General features: G+C 55.3%; 17 protein-coding genes. 9 read left to right on the top strand and 8 right to left on the bottom strand.

The features are described from left to right. Position 1 precedes the first annotated feature (1 nt). Both AC5S16_RS09390 and AC5S16_RS09395 read right to left on the bottom strand, forming a co-directional pair. A complete protein-coding gene (locus tag AC5S16_RS09390) occupies positions 2–2,179 on the bottom strand; it encodes a PP2C family protein-serine/threonine phosphatase (protein ID WP_493929797.1) in 2,178 nt (725 codons plus the stop codon). Positions 2,180–2,249: 70 nt separating this feature from the next. After that, positions 2,250–3,158, bottom strand: coding sequence for a YihY/virulence factor BrkB family protein (locus AC5S16_RS09395; RefSeq protein WP_493929798.1), 909 nt, complete (start codon positions 3,156–3,158; stop codon positions 2,250–2,252). Between the two features lie 352 nt (positions 3,159–3,510). Here AC5S16_RS09395 and AC5S16_RS09400 point away from each other — a divergent pair, with 352 nt between their 5' ends. Next, positions 3,511–3,717 (top strand): cold-shock protein, encoded by a 207-nt coding sequence (locus AC5S16_RS09400; RefSeq protein ID WP_493929799.1) that lies wholly within the window; start codon positions 3,511–3,513, stop codon positions 3,715–3,717. 411 nt (positions 3,718–4,128) lie between these two features. After that, complete coding sequence (locus AC5S16_RS09405) at positions 4,129–5,271, top strand: glycosyltransferase family 4 protein (protein WP_493929800.1); 1,143 nt, start codon at positions 4,129–4,131, stop codon at positions 5,269–5,271. A gap of 13 nt (positions 5,272–5,284) precedes the next feature. On the opposite strand, the gene queG is transcribed toward AC5S16_RS09405, so the two are convergent. Continuing rightward, positions 5,285–6,397: a tRNA epoxyqueuosine(34) reductase QueG gene (queG, locus tag AC5S16_RS09410; protein WP_493929801.1), complete on the bottom strand. Its 1,113-nt coding sequence runs from the start codon at positions 6,395–6,397 to the stop codon at positions 5,285–5,287. 42 nt (positions 6,398–6,439) lie between these two features. Here queG and AC5S16_RS09415 point away from each other — a divergent pair, with 42 nt between their 5' ends. Continuing rightward, a complete protein-coding gene (locus tag AC5S16_RS09415; protein ID WP_493929802.1) occupies positions 6,440–7,732 on the top strand; it encodes an MFS transporter in 1,293 nt (430 codons plus the stop codon). Here the strand turns inward: AC5S16_RS09415 and AC5S16_RS09420 are convergent. Genes AC5S16_RS09420 through AC5S16_RS09440 form a run of 5 tightly spaced genes read right to left on the bottom strand, consistent with a single transcriptional unit; the run spans position 7,717 to position 13,298 of the window. Continuing rightward, the gene (locus tag AC5S16_RS09420; protein WP_493929803.1) at positions 7,717–8,751 is read right to left on the bottom strand and encodes a ComEC/Rec2 family competence protein; all 1,035 of its coding nucleotides are present in this window, start codon (positions 8,749–8,751) and stop codon (positions 7,717–7,719) included. The two genes, AC5S16_RS09415 and AC5S16_RS09420, sit on opposite strands and share 16 nt — an antisense overlap. Beyond that, positions 8,748–9,545, bottom strand: coding sequence for an SDR family NAD(P)-dependent oxidoreductase (locus AC5S16_RS09425; protein ID WP_493929804.1), 798 nt, complete (start codon positions 9,543–9,545; stop codon positions 8,748–8,750). The genes AC5S16_RS09420 and AC5S16_RS09425 overlap by 4 nt, the downstream gene beginning before the upstream one ends. Then, positions 9,542–10,573, bottom strand: a complete 1,032-nt coding sequence (locus AC5S16_RS09430) for a galactitol-1-phosphate 5-dehydrogenase (protein WP_493929805.1) — start codon at positions 10,571–10,573, stop codon at positions 9,542–9,544. Before AC5S16_RS09430 ends, AC5S16_RS09425 begins: the two co-directional genes overlap by 4 nt. A gap of 9 nt (positions 10,574–10,582) precedes the next feature. Next, entirely contained in the window at positions 10,583–12,109 is a 1,527-nt protein-coding gene (locus tag AC5S16_RS09435; protein ID WP_493929806.1) for an ABC transporter substrate-binding protein, read from the bottom strand. Further along, on the bottom strand, positions 12,102–13,298 hold the full coding sequence (locus AC5S16_RS09440) for an anhydro-N-acetylmuramic acid kinase (protein WP_493929807.1): 1,197 nt from the start codon (positions 13,296–13,298) through the stop codon (positions 12,102–12,104). The genes AC5S16_RS09435 and AC5S16_RS09440 overlap by 8 nt, the downstream gene beginning before the upstream one ends. 139 nt (positions 13,299–13,437) lie before the next feature. Here AC5S16_RS09440 and AC5S16_RS09445 point away from each other — a divergent pair, with 139 nt between their 5' ends. The 6 genes from AC5S16_RS09445 (at position 13,438) to AC5S16_RS09470 (ending at position 18,234) form a co-directional block, all read left to right on the top strand. Continuing rightward, positions 13,438–14,598 (top strand): sensor histidine kinase, encoded by a 1,161-nt coding sequence (locus tag AC5S16_RS09445; protein WP_493929808.1) that lies wholly within the window; start codon positions 13,438–13,440, stop codon positions 14,596–14,598. Continuing rightward, positions 14,567–15,325 carry a LytR/AlgR family response regulator transcription factor gene (locus AC5S16_RS09450; protein WP_493929809.1) on the top strand — a complete coding sequence of 253 codons (759 nt, stop codon included), beginning with the start codon at positions 14,567–14,569 and terminating at the stop codon, positions 15,323–15,325. Before AC5S16_RS09445 ends, AC5S16_RS09450 begins: the two co-directional genes overlap by 32 nt. Before the next feature lie 17 nt (positions 15,326–15,342). Beyond that, positions 15,343–16,350 carry a zinc-dependent alcohol dehydrogenase family protein gene (locus AC5S16_RS09455; protein ID WP_493929810.1) on the top strand — a complete coding sequence of 336 codons (1,008 nt, stop codon included), beginning with the start codon at positions 15,343–15,345 and terminating at the stop codon, positions 16,348–16,350. Between the two features lie 45 nt (positions 16,351–16,395). After that, positions 16,396–16,857, top strand: a complete 462-nt coding sequence (locus AC5S16_RS09460; RefSeq protein WP_493929811.1) for a hypothetical protein — start codon at positions 16,396–16,398, stop codon at positions 16,855–16,857. 9 nt (positions 16,858–16,866) lie between these two features. Further along, complete coding sequence (locus AC5S16_RS09465; protein ID WP_493929812.1) at positions 16,867–17,478, top strand: DUF4126 domain-containing protein; 612 nt, start codon at positions 16,867–16,869, stop codon at positions 17,476–17,478. 150 nt (positions 17,479–17,628) lie between these two features. Continuing rightward, positions 17,629–18,234, top strand: coding sequence for a UbiX family flavin prenyltransferase (locus tag AC5S16_RS09470; RefSeq protein ID WP_493929813.1), 606 nt, complete (start codon positions 17,629–17,631; stop codon positions 18,232–18,234). Positions 18,235–18,611 lie beyond the last annotated feature (377 nt).

The raw sequence follows: 18,611 nt of genomic DNA on the forward strand, positions 1-18,611 counted from the left end.
ATTATCGTTGGCGTGCAAGTACTAGTGTAATGTCGTCGGGCTGTTCCTGACCGCCGATCCAGTTGCGCAGAGCCTGCATTACCTGTTCGGAGATGGCGTCGAGCGGCTTGTCGCGATGGCGTCGCACCACGTCTAACAACCGGTCTTCTCCGAATTCTCCGAAATCGTTTTCAGGCTCCGTCACTCCATCGCTATAGACGATGAGGATATCGCCTGCCTGCAGCTGTTCGACGCCCTGGTCGTAAGTGGCATTTTCGAGCAGGCCGACGACGGTGCCACCGCAGCCTAATCGCGCAATGGTGTCATCGTTGCGCAGAACCAGCGGCGGCAATTGTCCTCCGCAGGAATAAGTGAGCTGCTGGCTCGAGCCATCGTAATGTGCAACGAACAAGGTCGCATACTTCTCCGGCTGTGTACTGCGGTAGAGATGGCGGTTCAATTGCGTGAGGATGCGTGCCGGCTCGAGGAACGGATCTATTTCGTTTACGTTTCCATTCCCCGAAATATTCTTCGCCTGCAGATTTGGGACAGCAACCAAGTCCTCGCCAGCAAAACGATAGGCGCGCACTGCGGAGTGCAGTGTGGCCATTAGCAAAGCAGCGGAAATTCCCTTGCCGCTAATGTCGCCGAGCGCCAACCCGAGCTGAGAATCGCCGAAGACCAGGAAATCATAGTAATCGCCGCTGACAGTGCGTGCTGGATAGCAGACGCCGTGCAGTTCCAGCATGGGCAGCGAAACTGCACCGCGGGGAAAGAGGTTTGCCTGAACCTCTTGCGCAATTGTGAGCTCGCTCTGCAGGCGCTCTTTTTCACGCTGCTCGGCCAGCAGGCGTTCAAGGGAATACGACATGCGGTTGAAGGAGCGGCCAAGGGATGCCAACTGGTCATTGCGTTCGACCTTGATCCGGTGCGCCAGGTTTCCCTGGTCAATTTCGAGCGTAGCATCGTAGAGATCATTGACCGATCGCGTAATGGTACGGTTCAACCGCATCGCCATAATGAAGGCAACCAGTTCCAGCACTCCGAAGAAAACGGCTACGCCAATCAGCACATTCTGCACGACGGTAGCGACCTGAAGAGACGTAATGAAGAGGCGCTCATACAGCAGCGAGGGACGCGAAGTTACGATGGTTGGCGAGCTGTGAGATTTGCCGGTGGCCCAGTCTATTGTTTCCAGAGGCGCAGCAAGCGACGCCGAATAGAATGTGATCGGAATGTCATAGAAGTGCTGCGCCCCGCGGAGAGTTCCACCAGTGATTGATTCTTTCTTAATCTCCTGGTTCGTTAATTTTCTGTGGTTGACTTCGACATTTATTTCCGGCTCAGACTGATCGCGGACGGTGATTTTTGTATTCGGTTGAACTGGAGTTGACGGAGTCTCTGCTGGTAGATTCGGCAGGATCTCGATCCTGCCGATCCCATGAGCAATCTGATCGATGCTGGCCTTGTCTACAGGAAGACTGCTGATAACGGTTGTTGTGTGACCAAAGCCTGTGTATGAATTGATGGCGCGCAGATAGAGTTTTCGGTCATCGTTTACCAAACCCCTGAACTCATCGTGAAACTGATCATGCACCCACATCGGAACCTGCGTTATGCCGGGTGCCTGGTATTCAGCGGGAAGAACCGGAACCGGTTTGCCATCCTGAAATGCAGCTACCTGCAGCCCCTCAGCCTCGTGACCAGGCAGACGGAGCCCCTCTGGCAGTGCAATATTTGCCGGTCTCCTGCCTTGTAAATCGTGCGCTACATGGGTGGCTAACGCCAGGTTCTCGGTTGCAAAGCGTTCGAGTTCTCCCTGAATCTGCGTGGTTGCTACGAAGATGGCAAACTGCCCACTGAACAGATAGAGCGCAATAATCGCCATCAGTACAAACAGAACCACCGGCGTCAGCGCCATCAGCAGATAAGTCATGATGAGACGATTGCGCAGCTTCCACAGGAACCTGCCGAAGATCCAGCGGAACAGAAGAGGAATACAGAAGATCACCAGCAGAGTAAGCGTGAAGGCGCCAAGACCACTGAAGAAATGGCCAGTCATGCCCGGGAGCAGGCGCAGGGGCATCAGGGCAAGGTAAATAACCAGCAGCCAGAAGGCGAGACGGTGCACCCTGCTCTGTGGAGGCTCGCGTCGAACCGCATGGAAGACGCGAGCTTCAAAATTTCGTACCCGTCCCATATTCGCCCTGTGTTTGCTTTCGGCTGTTGGACTGAGTGTAGCGCGAACCACGCCAATCGCGAAAAAAGCTTCAGTTTTCCGCTTTCTGGGCGGCCTCAACGTCGGCCTCGTGCGCTAAGCGGAGAGCGTGGCGCGTTGCCGATGATTGCGCCCCCGCCAGCAGCAGAAGCCCTGTCAGGAAGGCCCAGATCATCAGCGTGACGGAAACGGAAAATGGTCCATACACTGAGCGGAGGTCAAGCAGCGGCAGTACCTTTACAAACACTATCTTTGCCCCTTCCCAGAGCAGCCCAGTTACGATTCCCGTCGGCAAAACCGCTTTTAAAGGAAGTCTGCGGTTCGGCAATACCCAATAGATAACAGAAAAGATGGCAATGCTCAGAAAAACAGCGGTGATTTGCAGGAATGCATTCTCAAAAAACGAATAAACGATATTGTCGGTCTTTCCAAAGAAGAGGAACTTCAGAATTCTATTCTGGCCGGCAGTAAAGGCAATGGAGGTCAGCGCCAGCAAGCCTACGCCGATCGCCAACCCGAGTGCGAGGAGCTGATTCATGATGTAGGTGCGATTCTTTGTGACTCCCCAGACACGGTTCAACGCCACTTCCAGGGGAAGAAATACTCCAGAGGAGGAAATGAGCAACATCACGATGGAAGCGATCTGCACGCCGCCGCGGGGATTGGCCAGCAGGCTCATGTTGCGCACCACAAAATCCTGGTTCGAAGGAAGAAAATACCGCAGCATGTCCCCGATGACATCCTCCATGGCCTGCGAATGAAAGACTCGGCGCGTCAGTGTAAACATCAAGACAATAAATGGAAAAAGCGAGAGAATGGCATTTGCTGCCACGCTGAAGGCGTAAGTGTGCACCTCGGTCTGTACTAGGTAGCGAGCTAATGAAGCGACATGCCCCCATAACCCCTCAACGGGCCGTCTGGACGGTGTATCCTTTGCTTTCTGCTCCACAACTAAAGACATATCTCTTTAACGGTGATGCTAACAAGCCGGGCCAGTGAACGTCATATTGGAAGCCCCTTGAGAATCTTTCATACGTGTGACTTCTAGTTACTGGAGGACATTGTCCTAAGGTAACATCTTAAAAATCTTACACTTACCCTGCATTTTTTTCTTGCTTTCCATACCCATTTGCTGCCATAACTTATGGCACGATTTGTCTTTTTAGACGGATCAAGTATCTGTTGGAAGGCCATTTGTTTGTGTTTCGGGTCAGTTTCCGGAAATCCTGTCTCCTCAAAAGAGCTGCCAATGCGGAAATGGCGGCTTTTCGTGTTTTACAGGCTTTCTTGGAGCTATAGCGAAAGGAGTAGGCGTGAAAGAGAACGGCGTTGTGAAGTGGTTCAATGGAGCCAAGGGCTATGGATTCATCCAGCGTTCAACCGGAGAGGACGTATTCGTCCATTTCTCTGCCATCCAGGACTCTGGATATAAAACATTAAATGAGGGCGAGCCGGTGCAATTTGAGTGCCAGCAGGGCCCCAAAGGGCTGAATGCAGCCAACGTGGTACGCAATACCTAGAATTCCCACGGCTTTCTTTGAGACCGGCCCCGGGATCGAAGCAGGGGCCGGATGCCATCCTTGATTCTGCCTGCCAGAGGGTTGTGTTGCCATGCACGCGACCTGTTGCTCTCCTTAGTCCTGTGGAGATGACAGGGGTGGTATCTCTCTGAATTGCATGCCAAGCCCTCTACTATCTTGGGCTATCTCAGACTATCTTTTGGATTGAACATGCATTTCACTCACACTGTTCATCCAAAATCGTCCAACCTTTTTGAGAAGAGTTGTCTCTATCAGTAAAAAACATCTCTAGACAGCTGCAGCTCCAGCGCGGCACACAATACGCAACATCCTTTAGAACGAAGAAAGTGGACGAGCACTCCTCTGCCTTCAGGTTTATTTCAAGCTGCTTCAGAGGGAGAGTTGTGTCTCATGAAAGTACTGATTCCGGATAATTACCTGATGATGTTTAACCTGCCCGAAGCTGTCAGGAAATATACAACATCAACGCGCTTTTACAATCTTGGCCGGTTCTGGGAAGCTGCCGATGCAGTCGCACTACATTCTCATACGCAGCGCTACCAGATCATGCACTGCATGAATAAAATCCCACTGGCGCCAAGAACTCCATGGGTTGTAACTTTTGAGTCGGGTTTGCCTCGAACGCACAATCGTTCAAAGATACTCGAAAAACTTCTGCGAGAGCAGGTCCTCATTCCGAAGTGCCTTGGCATCGTAGCCATGTCGCATTGGGCTACGAAAATTTTCCAGCTGGAAAACCGGGACTGGAAAAAACTTCCACACGCTATGGACAAGCTGTCTGTGATTTATCCCACCGTGCCGGTAAAGCGAAACCAGCCTCGAGAATTGAAAAAAGGAGAAACACTAGAAATTGCATTTGTAGGTAACAACTTTGCCCGCAAGGGTGGCATTGTTGCATTGCGGCTGGCGAAGAAGACCGCTGCCATGGGACTGAAGGTTAACATTCATATCGTGTCGGCGATGAGATATGCGCAAGGTGAGCATATGGACCATCCCGATCCGGAGCGATATGCCGCAGACCTGAAATACATGGACCTGCCGAATGTCACATTTCATGGAGCTTTGCCCAACCAGGATGTCCAGCGAATTCTGGAACGGTCACATCTCCTGCTTCTCGCTACTCTGCACGATACTTTCGGATTTTCAGTGCTTGAAGGATTCTCCTGGGGAGTGCCGGCTTTGACTACAAATGTTTGCGCTCTGCCGGAAATGGTGACCAACGGCAAAAACGGCTATATTATGCAGCTGCCGAAAAATGAGCGCAACGGTTGGAGCGGCGCGAACGCGGCGCACTCGAATGATTACTGGTCCGTTCTTGATGAAGCGTATGAGTCGATGTCGAACCAGGCGTTTGATGCTGTTTCGTATTTGAGCGAACAACCGGACTCATTGGAGAGATTGAGCCACGGAGCTATTCGCATCTTGAGAAATAAATTCAATCCTCACAATGCTATGCACGCGCTTGAAAATATTTACAAGAGAATGTGGCCCGAAGATATTCCGGGCGAGCAGATCTGGGAAAAAGTTGCCTAATACAATTCTTGCTCTATAGGCGGTTCTCAATGCGTTGAATCGCCCATAGAGCAGTTTCCTCCAGAATGGTATCGTCGCTTTGTGACCACTCATAAAGCTTGGGTAGAAAACGTCTGAGTCCGCTGTTGCCCATGGCGATGGCGATGTTTCGCTGCAGCCCTTCAAATCTCGACCGCTTGACGGGCGAGCCGAAGAAGAGTTGTGCGAAATTTTCTTGATTCAATTCCGCAAGCCAGTCGAGCGCAGGATTCACCAGTTCAGTTCGCGTCTGTAGTTCCGGATCAGCGGCGATCGGGGCCTTGCGGTTCCATGGGCAGACATCCTGACAGATGTCACACCCGAAAACCTGGCGGCCTATGCCTTCACGCAATTCGTGAGGAATCTCGCCTCGTTTCTCAATCGTGAGATAAGAGATGCATAGGCTTGCATCCATCTGACGCGGCCCAGTAAGCGCCCCAGTTGGACAAGCGTCAATGCAGCGCGTGCAGCTTCCACAGCGGTCTGCAGCCAGCTCCGCGTGCTGGCCTTCCGGGACTTCCAGCGAGGTCAGAATCACTCCCAGAAAGAACCAGGAGCCAAGCTTCTGGTTGAGGATGCAGGTGTTCTTCCCTGTCCAGCCGATGCCGGCGTAGCGTGCATAAACGCGCTCGACCAGTGGCCCGGTATCAACGTAGCATTTTGACTCGAATGACCCCAGCGATTCTTTAAGCGCCGCGTCGAGCTTCTCCAGGCGCTTTAAGAGAACCTTGTGATAATCGCTGGGAACGAGGCTGCCGTCGTTTGCCTGTTGTCCAGTCCATGCGTAGCGTGCAATCCAGCCGGAACCTTCAGGGGCAGAGTGAATCGAAAGCGGCTGCGAAGAATTGTAATTTGTAACACATACGATGACAGATTTGACCCACGGCACAGCCACGCGCAACGATGAACGCACCAGCTGGCCCTGCTCATTGCGGCGCTTCAGGTACTCCATTTCGCCTGCATTTCCCTGCTCGACCCATGCCGCGAAACTCTCGCGGCCGCTCTGATCTTCCGGGGATCCCGGCTCAGGCACGGCAGCGATTCCGGCGGCGGAAAAGCCTGCCTCTGCGGCCTGCTTTGCGATGAATTCCTGGAGAGATAGCTGCATGGGGTGTGCTCTCCTTTATGTTAGTTGAGAAGGCAGGTGACCTTGAGCACAGAAACTGTTCCGCGGCGGCGCTGGAGAATTGCATTCCTGCTGGGCCTGGGAGTGCTGGTGAACTACTTCGACCGAGTCAACCTTTCGGTCTCGCATTCTGCGCTCTATGCGGCGTTCGGCATCTCTGATATCACCTTCGGCTACCTGCTGGGCGCTTATAACTGGACCTATGCGCTTTGCCAGCTGCCCATCGGGGTGGTGCTCGATAAATTTGGCGTACGCCGTGTTGGCCGGATCAGCACTTTTCTCTGGAGCCTGGCGTCGTTTGCTGCCGCGCTGACTCCGGACATTGGAGGCTTTTTTGCCGCGCGATTTCTTCTCGGGATTGGTGAGGCGCCAACTTTTCCCGCAAATGCCAAGGCTGTTGGATACTGGTTTCCCCAGGAAGAACGCAGCTTTGCGACCAGCCTGTTCGATGCCGCAGCCAAGTTTGCTCCGGCAACAGGAGTTCCGCTGATTGGCCTTCTATTGCTGCATATCGGGTGGAGGCTGAGCTTTGCAGTTACCGGGATGATCAGTTTTCTTTACTTCCTGCTTTTTTACTGGATTTATCGCGATCCCGGGGAGGATCGTAAACTTACGGAGGTTGAGCGCAGCTATATTGTGCATGGCAACGCAGCGCAATACGTGCCCGCGCTTCCGGCGGAGCATGCTTCGCTTGGCTATCTCTTACAGCAGAAGAAAGTCATCGGCCTTGCACTGGGATTTGGCTCCTACAACTATGTTTTCTATCTTCTTCTGACGTGGCTTCCGGTTTACCTATCGCGGACGCTGCACATCGATTTATTGCAGTCCTTTCTCTACACCGGAGTGCCGTGGCTATTTGCAACCATTACTGATCTTTTTGTTGGAGGCTGGCTGGTGGATGCTCTGATCCAGCGCGGCTGGAACCCGAGCCGCGTCCGCCAGGTTGTGCTTGTTAGCGGCACGGCCCTTGGACTCGGCATTCTCGGAGCGGCGTACGCACACACACCGGCACAGGCGCTTTTCTGGATCAGCGTTTCGATTGGCGGGCTGGCAGCTGCAGCACCTGTGGGATGGTCAGTCCCCTCGCTAATCGCGCCGCGCGGCAGCGTGGGAACGCTTGGCGGCATTCTTAATTTTGCGAACCAGATCTCAGGCATCGCCGCGCCGATTGTAACTGGGTATCTTGTATCGGCGCGGCATTCCTTCGCGCTGGCCTTTGGGGTTGCGGCGGCTTATCTTGTCGCCGGAATCGCAGGCTACATCTTCCTGCTGGGGAAGATCGAACCTATTCCGGGTGAAGATCATTTTGCGGTATAGCCCTCCTTCACCCCTGTGCGTGAATTCAGGATGATGAAAGTACCACTGTGCTCTACAGAGAGCTCAAGATCGTTGCCGGTATCCGGGCCTTTTGTGTTGGCGATGAAACCATCTGCGGTGTTGTCAGCGCCGCCTTCTTCGGAGTAGTGCAGCTGCCAGAGCGCTTCGAGGCCAGAAACTTTCTTGAATGTCTCAAGCGTGGCCTTCGATCCACCTTTGGTTGCGCCATTGTCCATGATGGCTACCTGCGGATGAATCGCATCGACCAGCGCAGGGCTCGAGCTTTGATACCAGCCGTGATGGGAGACGACGAGGATATCGATATGGCCCAGCTTGTTCACCGGACACATAAGCTGCATCTCCTTGTCCCATGTAAGGTCGCCGAGGTCAAGAATTCGCACTTTGCCAAAAGTGAGCAACACGCCAAGAGAGCGCCCATTCTCTGTTTGATCAGGAGGCCTTGTCTCTGATGCTTTGCAATATGTGTTCTCTTCTCCGCCGCCCGCCAGAGAATGATCGATCAGATCACCGTCTGCGCTGATGACAAGGCTCTTGATTCCTTTGATGGGAAGTTCATCTCCCGGCTTCACTACGATATGCTTGTACTTTCCAGATGAAAGCGCCTGTTGATACGCTTCGTAGCCTTGTTCAGTAGCTTTATCGGATGTTTCACGATTGGGGCCGTGATCGATAAACGTGCCCACCGGAATGCGCGCGACAAGCTGCGGCACTCCGCCAACGTGGTCAGTGTGGAAATGCGTCAGGAGCACGTAGTCAATTTTGCTGATGCCGGCTTTCTTCGCTGCGGCGACAATACGATCGGCATCACGGCCATCGTGGCCGGGCCAGCCTGTATCGATGAGCAGCGACTGGCCTGCGGGCGTAACGAAGAGCGTTGACTGGCCGCCTTCCACGTCAATGAAGTACACCCGCAGATCACTTTTGCTCTGCGCGAAGCTGCTCAAAACACTTGCGGTGACGAGACCGCACAGCATCATCCACTTTCGTGCTTTCCTCATTCCTTTTCCTTTGCACTGACAGTTGCGCGTGTTGATCCGGTCGAGATGCCGCCGTCCACCAGCAGCGTCTGCCCGGTGATGTAACGGCTCGATTCCGATGCAAGAAAAACAATAGCACCATCGAGGTCATCCGGGGCGCCGGGGCGCTTTAACGGTATGCGATCGACCAGGTAGTCGACCCATTCCTGGTTTTCGTAGAGCACTTTGTTCTGCGCAGTCTTGAACCATCCGGGAGCAAGGCAATTGACTGTGACGCCGTGTTTGCCCCAGTCATCGGCGAGACTCATGGTAAGCTGGCGGATGCCTCCGCGGCTCGCAGTGTATGGAGCAAGGCCAGCATATCCGAAGACGCTTGTCACCGAGCCGATGTTAATGATGCGGCCGTATTGATGTGGGACCATTCCGCGCGCGATGGCCTGCGCCACGAAGAAGCTGCCGCGCAGGTTGGTGTCGAGAACAAAGTTCCAGTCATCCCAGGTTATGTCGAGCGCGGGCTTGCGTACATTGCATCCTGCGTTGTTGACGAGGATGTGTATCTGACCGAAAGCGGCTTCTGCATCCTTCGCCATGCGCTCGATGCTGGCCTGATCGCGGACGTCCAGTTCCAAAGAGAGCACACGGCGACCTATCTTCTTAATCTCTGCTTCGAAGTCTGCGAGCGTTTCGCGCTTGCGGCTGGTGAGGATGAGATCAGCTCCAGCCCTGGCAAGAGCACGCGCGAAATATTGCCCCAGGCCGCGACTGGTGCCGGTCACAATCGCAACTTGCCCTGTGAGATCGAACAACTCGCTCATTGCGCGCTCTCCAGCGGAGATGGTGCCAGTACCACTTTCATCAGGTTCGGCTCATGCGCATAGAGGCGTGAAAACCACTGCGGGCCATCTTCGAGCGGAGCAACCGCGCTGATGAGGGGCTTTACGCGGATATTTCCGCTGGTCATCAGTTCGATGGCCTGCAGATATTCTCCGGCTGAAGCTGCAGTTCCCTGCAGCCGGATCTGTCGTGTCACTACTTTCTGTAATGGCAAGGTCACCTCGGGCACGATATTGCCGATCAGCGTCACCGTTCCTCCTTTGCGCACGCTGTCAATAGCAAGGGACACAGTCTCATTTCTTCCCACCGCTTCGAGCGCAATGTCTACGTCATGGATATGCTTCGCAATATCCGGGCCAGAAACCAGCACTTCATCAGCGCCCATTTCTTTTGCGAGCTTGAGTCGCGTTGCGTCCACATCCGTAACAATCACGCGCGATGCTCCTGCAGCGCGTGCTGCCTGCAGGGTGAGCAGACCAATCATGCCGGCCCCGATCACAAGCGCTGTTTCGCCACCTTTCAATTCCGAGAGGCGCACGGCATGCAATGCTACTGAGACGGCTTCAAGCATGGCAGCTTCAGGAAAGGCAAACGAATCAGGCAAGTGGTAGAGAATACGCTGCGGGACAGTAATGTATTCGGCAAATGCGCCAGCGCGGCGGTAGTCGCCGCATGAGACGCCTACGACCTGCCGGAAATCACAGAGATTTACTTCGCCGCGGCGGCAGTAGCTGCACGCTCCGCAGTAGACAGTGGAATCGAAGGTGACGCGATCGCCTGGCTTGAATCCAGTCACGCCACTTCCTGTTTCTGCAACGATGCCTGCGGCTTCATGGCCCATCACGATGGGAGGAATGCGACGACCGGAGGAGCCGTCATAGCCGTGGACGTCGCTGCCACAGATGCCACACGCTGCAACCTTCACCAGCACTTCTCCCGGGCCGGGTGTGGGGCTGGGTAAATCTGTAACTTCAAGCTTCTTGTATTCGGAAAGCAGAAGAGCCTTCATGATGTCTTTTTATTCCTTTACAGTTGCGTTGCGCAAAAAATCATAATTGCCCGAGGGCGACAGGTGCAGGTTCTGAAGCCGGCGGCTATGCACCAATACCGCGTCCAGATACCAAAGGTTAATGGTAGGCATCTCCCTTGCGAGAATCTGCTGCACACGCACGTAGTCTGCCTGCTGGCGGGATTGATCAAGACCCGAGGCCGCATCATCAAGCAGGTGGTCTACCTCGGGATTTGTATAAAATCCGCGATTGGCTCCATGAGGTGGGAAGCTGGATGTTGCAAATGAGTAGCGAAAGATGTCCGGAGCTTCGTTGCCGCCGATCCAGCGCGAAGGCGCAAGCTGAAAGATGCCGCGGCTGACATCTGCATAGAAGGTTGCGAACTCATAACTGCGGAGGTCGACAGCGATGCCCACCTGCGAGAGCTGCTGCTGTACGACCATGGCAAGCAGACGGCTGGTCTCATCGGTTGAGGTTTTCATGCCGATGTGAAAGCGGATGCCGTCGGCCTTGCGTGGGTATCCGGCCGCGTCGAGCATTGCATTTGCAGAAGCGAGATCGAAAGCATGGGAATCGACATTGCCATTCCACGCCCAGTGCTCGGGCGGCAGCACGCTTTCAGCCAGTCGCGCCTGATCGCGATAGAGCGAGTGAATGATGAGCGTCCGATTGATGGCCAGCGCAATGGCGCAACGCACGCGTGCATCATGCAGTATGGCATCACGTGTGTTGAAGATGAGATAGATCAGAGTGGTGCCGGGACCTGCATCGATTTGCAGATTGTGCTCGCGCTGTAATGCGGATATTGTGTCGGCAGGAAATGCATTGATGGCAGCGTCAGCTGAGCCCTTCTGCAGTTCAAGCGCGCGCGTGGTGGCGTCAGGAACAACGGCAAAACGCACTCTTTCGATTGCAGGCTGAGGCTGCCAAGAATGCGGCGCGCGCTCGATGATGACATCCTTGTCCTGCTCCTGGCTGACGAACTGAAACGGTCCGCTGCCAACAGGGTGCTTCCAGAAGTCGCGATCGCTGCCTGCCGGCACCACACCAAAGCCTCCATCGCTCAGGTTCCACAATAGCGCCGGATCAGGCTTCTTTAGATGAACGACAATCGTCAGTGGATCGGGCGCGTCAATATGATCAATCGTGCGATAAGCATTTGCCTTTACGCTGATGACTTTACCCTGAAGGATAGTGTCGAGCGTGTACTTTACGTCTGTTGAAGTCAGAGAGCGGCCATCGTGGAAATGCACCCCATCGAGCAGATGAAAGATGTACGTCAGCGGATCGGGTGTGTCCCAGCTCTTGGCAAGCCACGGCTGCAAGTTGAAACGGTCATCTTTGCGCACTAGCGAATCGAAGAGCAGAGAATCGATACGCTCTGACTGCGCATCGATACCGATGCGCGGATCGAGATTTGTCGGACTGCTTTCAATCAGCACTGTGACTGTGCTGCCTGTTGGCTGCTGCCGCTTGCATCCTACGGCGGCTCCGAACAGAACGATCATCAGGAGCAGCGTAAAGGGCTTAAACATAGCTGATCTGCCCCAGAATCGCTGGATGTTTCGCTCCGGTTGCTGACGGCACATTTGCAGGACGCCTGTGCCAGGTGTGATATGCAAGCAGTGCGAATGCCGCGGCCTCTTTCGCATCGACGGGAATGCCGGTTGCGCTTGTATCGAGCAGCGTGCATCCGAGAGGCTCAAGGCGTTCGCGCAGCATCTTCATCAGAGTGCGGTTCTTCGCTCCTCCTCCGGAAACGATGTAATCGACAGGAGCATTGGGCTTCAGCCTCGGGCGCACGAATCGGGTGAAAGCAAGCGTGATGCTCTCCGCAGTCAGAGCTGCAGCTGTGCTGATCGCATCCTCATCTGTGCCGCCGGCTTTACGGCAGGCTTGCAGAAATTTCTCCGCAAAGGCTGTGCCGTATTCTTCGCGCCCTGCGGATTTTGGCGGCTTTGCCTTGAAGTATGGTTCTTTCAAGACAACTGCTACGACATCATTGAGAATGCGTCCGCGCGCTGCTGTTTTTCCGCCGCGGTCATAGGGTTGCTGAAACAGCTGCTGCATCCATGCATCGATGACCATGTTTCCCGGGCCAGTGTCGAAAGCCAAAAGCGAATCCATGCCGGAAGCAGGTGGAATGAGTGTCAGGTTGCCGATGCCGCCGATGTTCTGAAGGACGCGTGCGCGTTTTGCATCAGCGAACTGCACATAATCGAGCAGCGGCACGAGCGGCGCTCCCTGTCCGCCGGCAACCATGTCCGCTGGGCGGAAATTGCTGACTACCGGGACGCGCATTTCTGCCGCTATAAGAGCTGGCTCGCCGATCTGCCATGTGCATGCGACCTGCCTGCCGGCATAGTGCGCGGGTATGCCCTGGTGGTAGATGGTCTGTCCATGGCATCCGATTAATTCAAGCTTGCAGGGATGTGCCAGCAGCGTTTTGCGGATGGCTTCTGCGTAGGCCTGGCCCAGCCTCCAGTTCAGGCGGGCAAGCTCTGCGGTTGATATGGATTTCGCATCCATAGCTGCCAGCACTGCCTGACGTAGGACACCTGGATACGGAAAGGCTTGATGCGCCAGCAACTCGAGCTTCAGATTTCCGCGGTCAGGGTTGATGCGAACCAGGGCAACGTCGATGCCATCGGCAGAGGTGCCGCTCATTACGCCGGCGACAATCATGGGGCGGAAAGAGACAGGAGACGACGGATGAATGGGCAAAAGTCAGCACCTCTAGGGGGTAAAGCCACATTGTAATCATTCACCGTTCGACGAACTGCAGCAACGCTTCACCCAATATATCCCTCGCTTGGCCCGATTTATATTCAGTCATAGGATGCAATCAACGGAGAATGGGACTGTGCTGCACGACACACTCCGCACACGCATACAATCTGGCTTGCGCTATCCCGGTTGGCTGTCAATCTTTTTTGCGTGGACGCTGATCGCTTCGCTTTCATATCTGCGTCACGTTATCGGCACAGATGGAGCACATGCAAGCGCCTCGTTACGGGAATTTGCTGAGTGGCTCTCCTGTTACTATCCGTGGATATTGTTTACTCCACTGGTCTTTCGCATCGAGCGGCGCTTTCCATTGAATCGCGAAAATTGGAAACACAGCATTCAGATGCTCCTGCTGTTTGGCATAGCACTGTCGTTTGTGGTGATGAAATCCTCGGATTTGTTGTGGCGGCTGGTGGAGCGCAACTTCGATGCATACAAATTTTTCCACACCATGGCCTGGGGAGAGATGGGATTTGCCTTCATTCTCTACTGCACGGTTGCGATTGCAGGAGCCATTATCCGGACGATTATCAGTCTGGAGCGGCAGCAGCGGATCGCCGCTGAACTTGCTGTGGAAAATGCGAAGCTGGAAACCTGCCTGAAGAATGCTGAGCTGGAAGCTCTGCGCCTGCGGCTGAAGCCTCATTTCCTTTTCAATACGCTCGAGAATATTTCAGCGCTTGCGGAGGATGAACCGCGGCTCGCGCGAAAGATGCTCTCCCGTCTCGGCGAGCTGCTGCGCGCTGCCTTCCGGCGCGACTACCAGGCGGAGATCAGCCTGAATGCGGAAATCGCGCTGATGAATGCGTATCTCGACGTGGAGCGCGTCCGTTTTGGAGACCGGCTGCATGTGAGCGTGGAGATTGATCCGGAAACAGAAATGGCGCTGGTGCCGAGCCTGCTGCTGCAGCCGCTCGTAGAAAATGCCATCCTGCACGGACTTCGTGACATATCCGGTACAGGAAGGATTGAGGTTGCCAGCGAAAAAAATTCAGATCACCTGATTCTGACGGTGAAAGACAATGGCAATGGGCCATCGCATGATTCGCTTGAGAGCCTGCGTCTGGGCGTTGGCCTGGGCTCAACGCGCGAGCGGCTCATGCGCATGTATCCCCAGAGCCACCAGCTTTCCGTCGAGAAGCTGCAGAACGGAGGAACCCTTGTCCACATCGAGCTTCCTTTCCACACCCGCAACGCAGCCACGCATGGTGCCATTGCGCATTCTTATCGTGGATGATGAGCCTGCGATTCGCAACGGCATTCGCAGACTGCTCTCAGCGATTCCGGATGCCGGCATCGCTGGTGAATGTGCGAATGCGTCTGAGGCCATCGACGCGATCCAACGCGGCGAGACCAATCTTGTGCTGCTCGACATTCATCTTCCTGATGCGTCCGGGCTTGATGTAGTACGCACTGTCGGGCCGCAGCAGATGCCGCTGACGGTGTTTGTGACTGCCTATGACGAACACGCCATAGAAGCATTCGAACTGAATGCGCTCGACTACCTGCTCAAGCCTCTGGATGAGGAACGCCTCGAGCGGGCGCTGGGCCGCGCGCGAGAAAGGCTTGCATGGGATCAGCAGTCGCATCTTGCGCTCCGCCTTGAAGCGCTGCTGGCAAATTATCGAACCCAGGAATCGCAGCGCTTTGTCGTGCGCAAGACGAACCACTATGAATTTGTTGCAGCGGATTCGATTGACTGGATCGAATCCGCGGACAACTACGTGGAACTGCACTGCAGCGGCAAAACTCATCTGCTGAACGAAACCATGGGCAAGATGGAAGAGATGCTTGATGCGAAAAGATTTCTTCGCATTCATCGCCGCTACATCGTCAATGTTGCGCACATTGCTGCGATTCATCCGCTGGCCGCAGGTACGTATGAGGTGGAGATGCAGCATGGCACGCGGCTGACCTCGGGGCGGAACTTTTCGGCGGTCATCCGGAACCTGATCGGACGGTAGATTTAGAATCGCAGGTGATGCGAGCTGCCGTCCTTCACCACAATGCGCCGATAGAACAGCGCCCCCTTCAGATGGAGGAACTGCCTGTACCGCAGCCCGGCGCAGGCGAGGTTCTTCTCAAGGTGGAAGCCTGCGGCGTCTGCAGGACGGACCTGCACATCACCAGCGGAGAATTGCCGCCGCTGCAGCCCGCGGTCACTCCCGGACACCAGATTGTTGGCCGCGTGCATGCGTTGGGCAAGGATGTTATGGGCTTGAAGGCGGGAGCGCGCGTGGGCGTTTCCTGGCTGGGCGGCGTGGATGGCACCTGCCTGCTCTGCCATAAGGGCTTTGAGAATCTCTGTGATCATCCTGTCTTTACCGGCTACAGCGTGAATGGCGGCTACGCCGAGTACGCGATTGCCCGTGCTGATTTCTGCATTCCTCTTCCTGAAGCTGCTTCGGCTATAGAACTGGCGCCGCTGCTCTGCGCCGGAATCATCGGCTTTCGCAGTCTGCGTGTTGCCGAGGTGCAGCCGGGAGACCGAGTCGGGCTCTTTGGATTTGGGGCTTCGGCGCATCTTACGATCGACGTGCTCAAGCATTGGGGATGCGAGGTCTATGTGGCCACGCGCGGCCAGTCGCATCAGCAGCTGGCGCGTGAGCTGGGCGCCAACTGGGTGGGTGAAGCTACAGAGTGCCCTCCGGTCCCGCTTGATCGCGCTGTGACCTTCGCTCCCAGTGGAGATGTGGTGCTGGCGGCGCTCGGCTCGCTGCGCAAGGGCGGGATTGTCGCCATCAATGCGATTCATCTCGATCGCATGCCGCAGTTTGATTACGACTCGCTGTTATGGGGCGAGCGCCAGCTGCGCAGCGTCGCCAACATGACGCGGAAAGATGCGCATGATTTCGTGAAGCTGGCAGCGGAGATCGGCATTCGTCCGCGCGCTACCGTGTTTCCGCTCGATCAGGTCAATGAGGCGCTGGCTGCTGTGTATCACGACTCTATCGACGGGGCTGCGGTGATCCAGATCGCTGATGATTAAAGGCGCGGACTGCTGTACCATTCTTTTGCGATGCCGATTCGAAAGATGATTTTGCTTGCTGCCTGCATGACTGCTCCGTTTGCGATGGCACAGAGGGATGTGCCGATACCGCAGAACTGCTCGCCGCAGGTCAACCAGAAGCTTGGCGATCTGCTCAGTGCGAATCAAAGCAGGACAGTGGACAACGTTATGGTGTGCGGCATCACCGTCAGCTCGTCACGTACGCAGCGCGGCGGACCGCATGGCAGCCACCAGGTTCTGCCGCTGCGTGTGACCTTCCCTGACGGCAATACGCGCCTGGTAGAGGTGGTAACGAATGACGACCTTGATGGCGTAGTAACCGCGCCGGTGAACGCACAGGTTTTTGCTTATGGACAGGCGTTCTTTCCTTCGCGCGGACGCTTCGCGGCCGGCATTCACGATGTCCACTGCGCGACCCATCGCGGAGCCGATAATGGCTGGGTGATCGTCAATGGGCAGAAGCACCCGGCAAGCTGCCAGCGCTAAGGAACAGCTATGGAATCTTTCACTCCGTCTACCATCGCCGCTCTCATCATTGCAGCGAGCTTTGCCGCCGGGCTGAATGTCTACGCAACCCTGCTCACGCTCGGACTGCTGGCCCATGCGCACTGGGTTGCGCTGCCGGTCGGCCTCGATGTTCTCAGCAACTGGTGGGTAATTATCGTGAGCGGCGTGATGTTCGTCATCGAGTTCTTCGCTGACAAGATTCCCGGCTTTGATATGGTCTGGAACGCGCTGCATACGTTCATTCGCATTCCCGTCGCTGCCCTGCTGGCCTATCATGCAAGCGCGCAGCTCTCGCCGGAGATGCAGCTTCTTGCCGCGGTAGCCGGCGCGGGCATCGCGGTCGTCGCGCATGGATCGAAGACAGCAGTACGCGCCGCAGTTACGCCAAGCCCGGAGCCAATCTCGAATATTGCATTGAGCACCAGCGAAGATGTCATGGCCGTAGGCGTCACCTGGCTGGCAACGCGCCATCCCTATGTTGCTGCCGGCATTGCGCTTGTATTCCTGGTGCTGGCGGTCATCATCATCCGCTGGCTGGCGCGCTTCATTCGCCGGATGTGGGCCAAGCCAAGACCTGCGGATGCTCCCTCGCAGCTTTAGGCCGGATTACGAATGAGTATACTTCGGAGGAAACTGCAGGTCCCCTCCGCTTCCCCTTCGCGTTGCTCAGGGTCCGGTCAGGATGACAATTCGATCAGCGATCACAATAAAACTAATTCGCTCTAAGATGATTCAAGTACCTGTCGTTCGATGACCCACGAATCCTTTAACCTCACCGTCGCTATCACCGGAGCCAGCGGCTCCGTTTTCGGCCAGCAACTGCTGCAGGCACTTCATGCCGATCCGCGTGTCTCACGCATTCATTTTGTGGTCTCAGAGAGCGCGCTGCGTGTGCTGGCGGAAGAGCTCCGCTTCAGCGGGCGCAATGCTCTGGCAGAAAAGCTGCTTGGGCATCCTTCTTCAAAGATCCATCAGTATGCTGAATCTGACATCGGCGCGCCTATCGCCAGCGGCAGCTATCCTTCGAACGGCATGATTATTCTTCCCTGCAGCATGGGGACCCTGGCCGGCATTGCCAACGGCCTGGCGCAGAACCTGATCGAGCGCGCCGCAGACGTGTGCTTGAAGGAGCGGCATCCTCTGATTCTCTGCGTGCGGGAGACGCCGTTTAACAAAATCCACCTGCGCAATATGACGCTGGCCGCCGATGCCGGGGCTACGATCTATCCCGTGATTCCTGCGTTCTATAACCATCCCGTAGATTCGATGGCGATGGCGAAGCAATTTGTGGCGCGGGTACTCGCACATATCGGACTTCCGCAGCCTGATGCTTATGTCTGGAAGGGGGAAGGCTAGAGCTGATTCACTTTTTACCGGTGTTGTTTCAAGAATGAGAGAACCATCGTGCTGCCCCCTTAGCCGCACACCCCACTCAAGCCAAACCCGGGCTTGAATGGGCCACCCAGCCCTCCTACAGCCACCCAGTCTAAAACGGATAAGATCTGATCCTCCATGGGGGCCTCCTCCCCCCTCCCCCAGGGCGTTAAGTCTTTGAAAACACAAGGTTTCTATTTTTAGTCCGGCAAAGTATTGAAAACAGGCAGGTTCCGTGTAAAGTCCTGATTCCGGGCAATAAAAAGCTCGCCTGGGCCAGGCGAGCTTTTCTGTTATTTCGTTCTTATTTTCAGAATATCAGAAAGAGAGGAAATATCATGCCATTGATCGTTGTAACG

It is taken from the genome of Acidobacterium sp. FHG110202_01 (assembly GCF_059115305.1).

Bases quoted from the DNA above. Each gene is read 5' to 3' on its own strand.
- AC5S16_RS09460 (WP_493929811.1), top strand. From the start codon at position 16,396: ATGATTTTGCTTGCTGCCTGCATGACTGCTCCGTTTGCGATGGCACAG.
- AC5S16_RS09435 (WP_493929806.1), bottom strand. From the start codon at position 12,109: ATGTTTAAGCCCTTTACGCTGCTCCTGATGATCGTTCTGTTCGGAGCC.
- AC5S16_RS09455 (WP_493929810.1), top strand. From the start codon at position 15,343: ATGCGAGCTGCCGTCCTTCACCACAATGCGCCGATAGAACAGCGCCCC.
- AC5S16_RS09405 (WP_493929800.1), top strand. From the start codon at position 4,129: ATGAAAGTACTGATTCCGGATAATTACCTGATGATGTTTAACCTGCCC.
- AC5S16_RS09450 (WP_493929809.1), top strand. From the start codon at position 14,567: ATGGTGCCATTGCGCATTCTTATCGTGGATGATGAGCCTGCGATTCGC.
- AC5S16_RS09390 (WP_493929797.1), bottom strand. From the start codon at position 2,179: ATGGGACGGGTACGAAATTTTGAAGCTCGCGTCTTCCATGCGGTTCGA.
- queG (WP_493929801.1), bottom strand. From the start codon at position 6,397: ATGCAGCTATCTCTCCAGGAATTCATCGCAAAGCAGGCCGCAGAGGCA.
- AC5S16_RS09425 (WP_493929804.1), bottom strand. From the start codon at position 9,545: ATGAGCGAGTTGTTCGATCTCACAGGGCAAGTTGCGATTGTGACCGGC.
- AC5S16_RS09465 (WP_493929812.1), top strand. From the start codon at position 16,867: ATGGAATCTTTCACTCCGTCTACCATCGCCGCTCTCATCATTGCAGCG.
- AC5S16_RS09470 (WP_493929813.1), top strand. From the start codon at position 17,629: ATGACCCACGAATCCTTTAACCTCACCGTCGCTATCACCGGAGCCAGC.
- AC5S16_RS09430 (WP_493929805.1), bottom strand. From the start codon at position 10,573: ATGAAGGCTCTTCTGCTTTCCGAATACAAGAAGCTTGAAGTTACAGAT.
- AC5S16_RS09420 (WP_493929803.1), bottom strand. From the start codon at position 8,751: ATGAGGAAAGCACGAAAGTGGATGATGCTGTGCGGTCTCGTCACCGCA.
- AC5S16_RS09395 (WP_493929798.1), bottom strand. From the start codon at position 3,158: ATGTCTTTAGTTGTGGAGCAGAAAGCAAAGGATACACCGTCCAGACGG.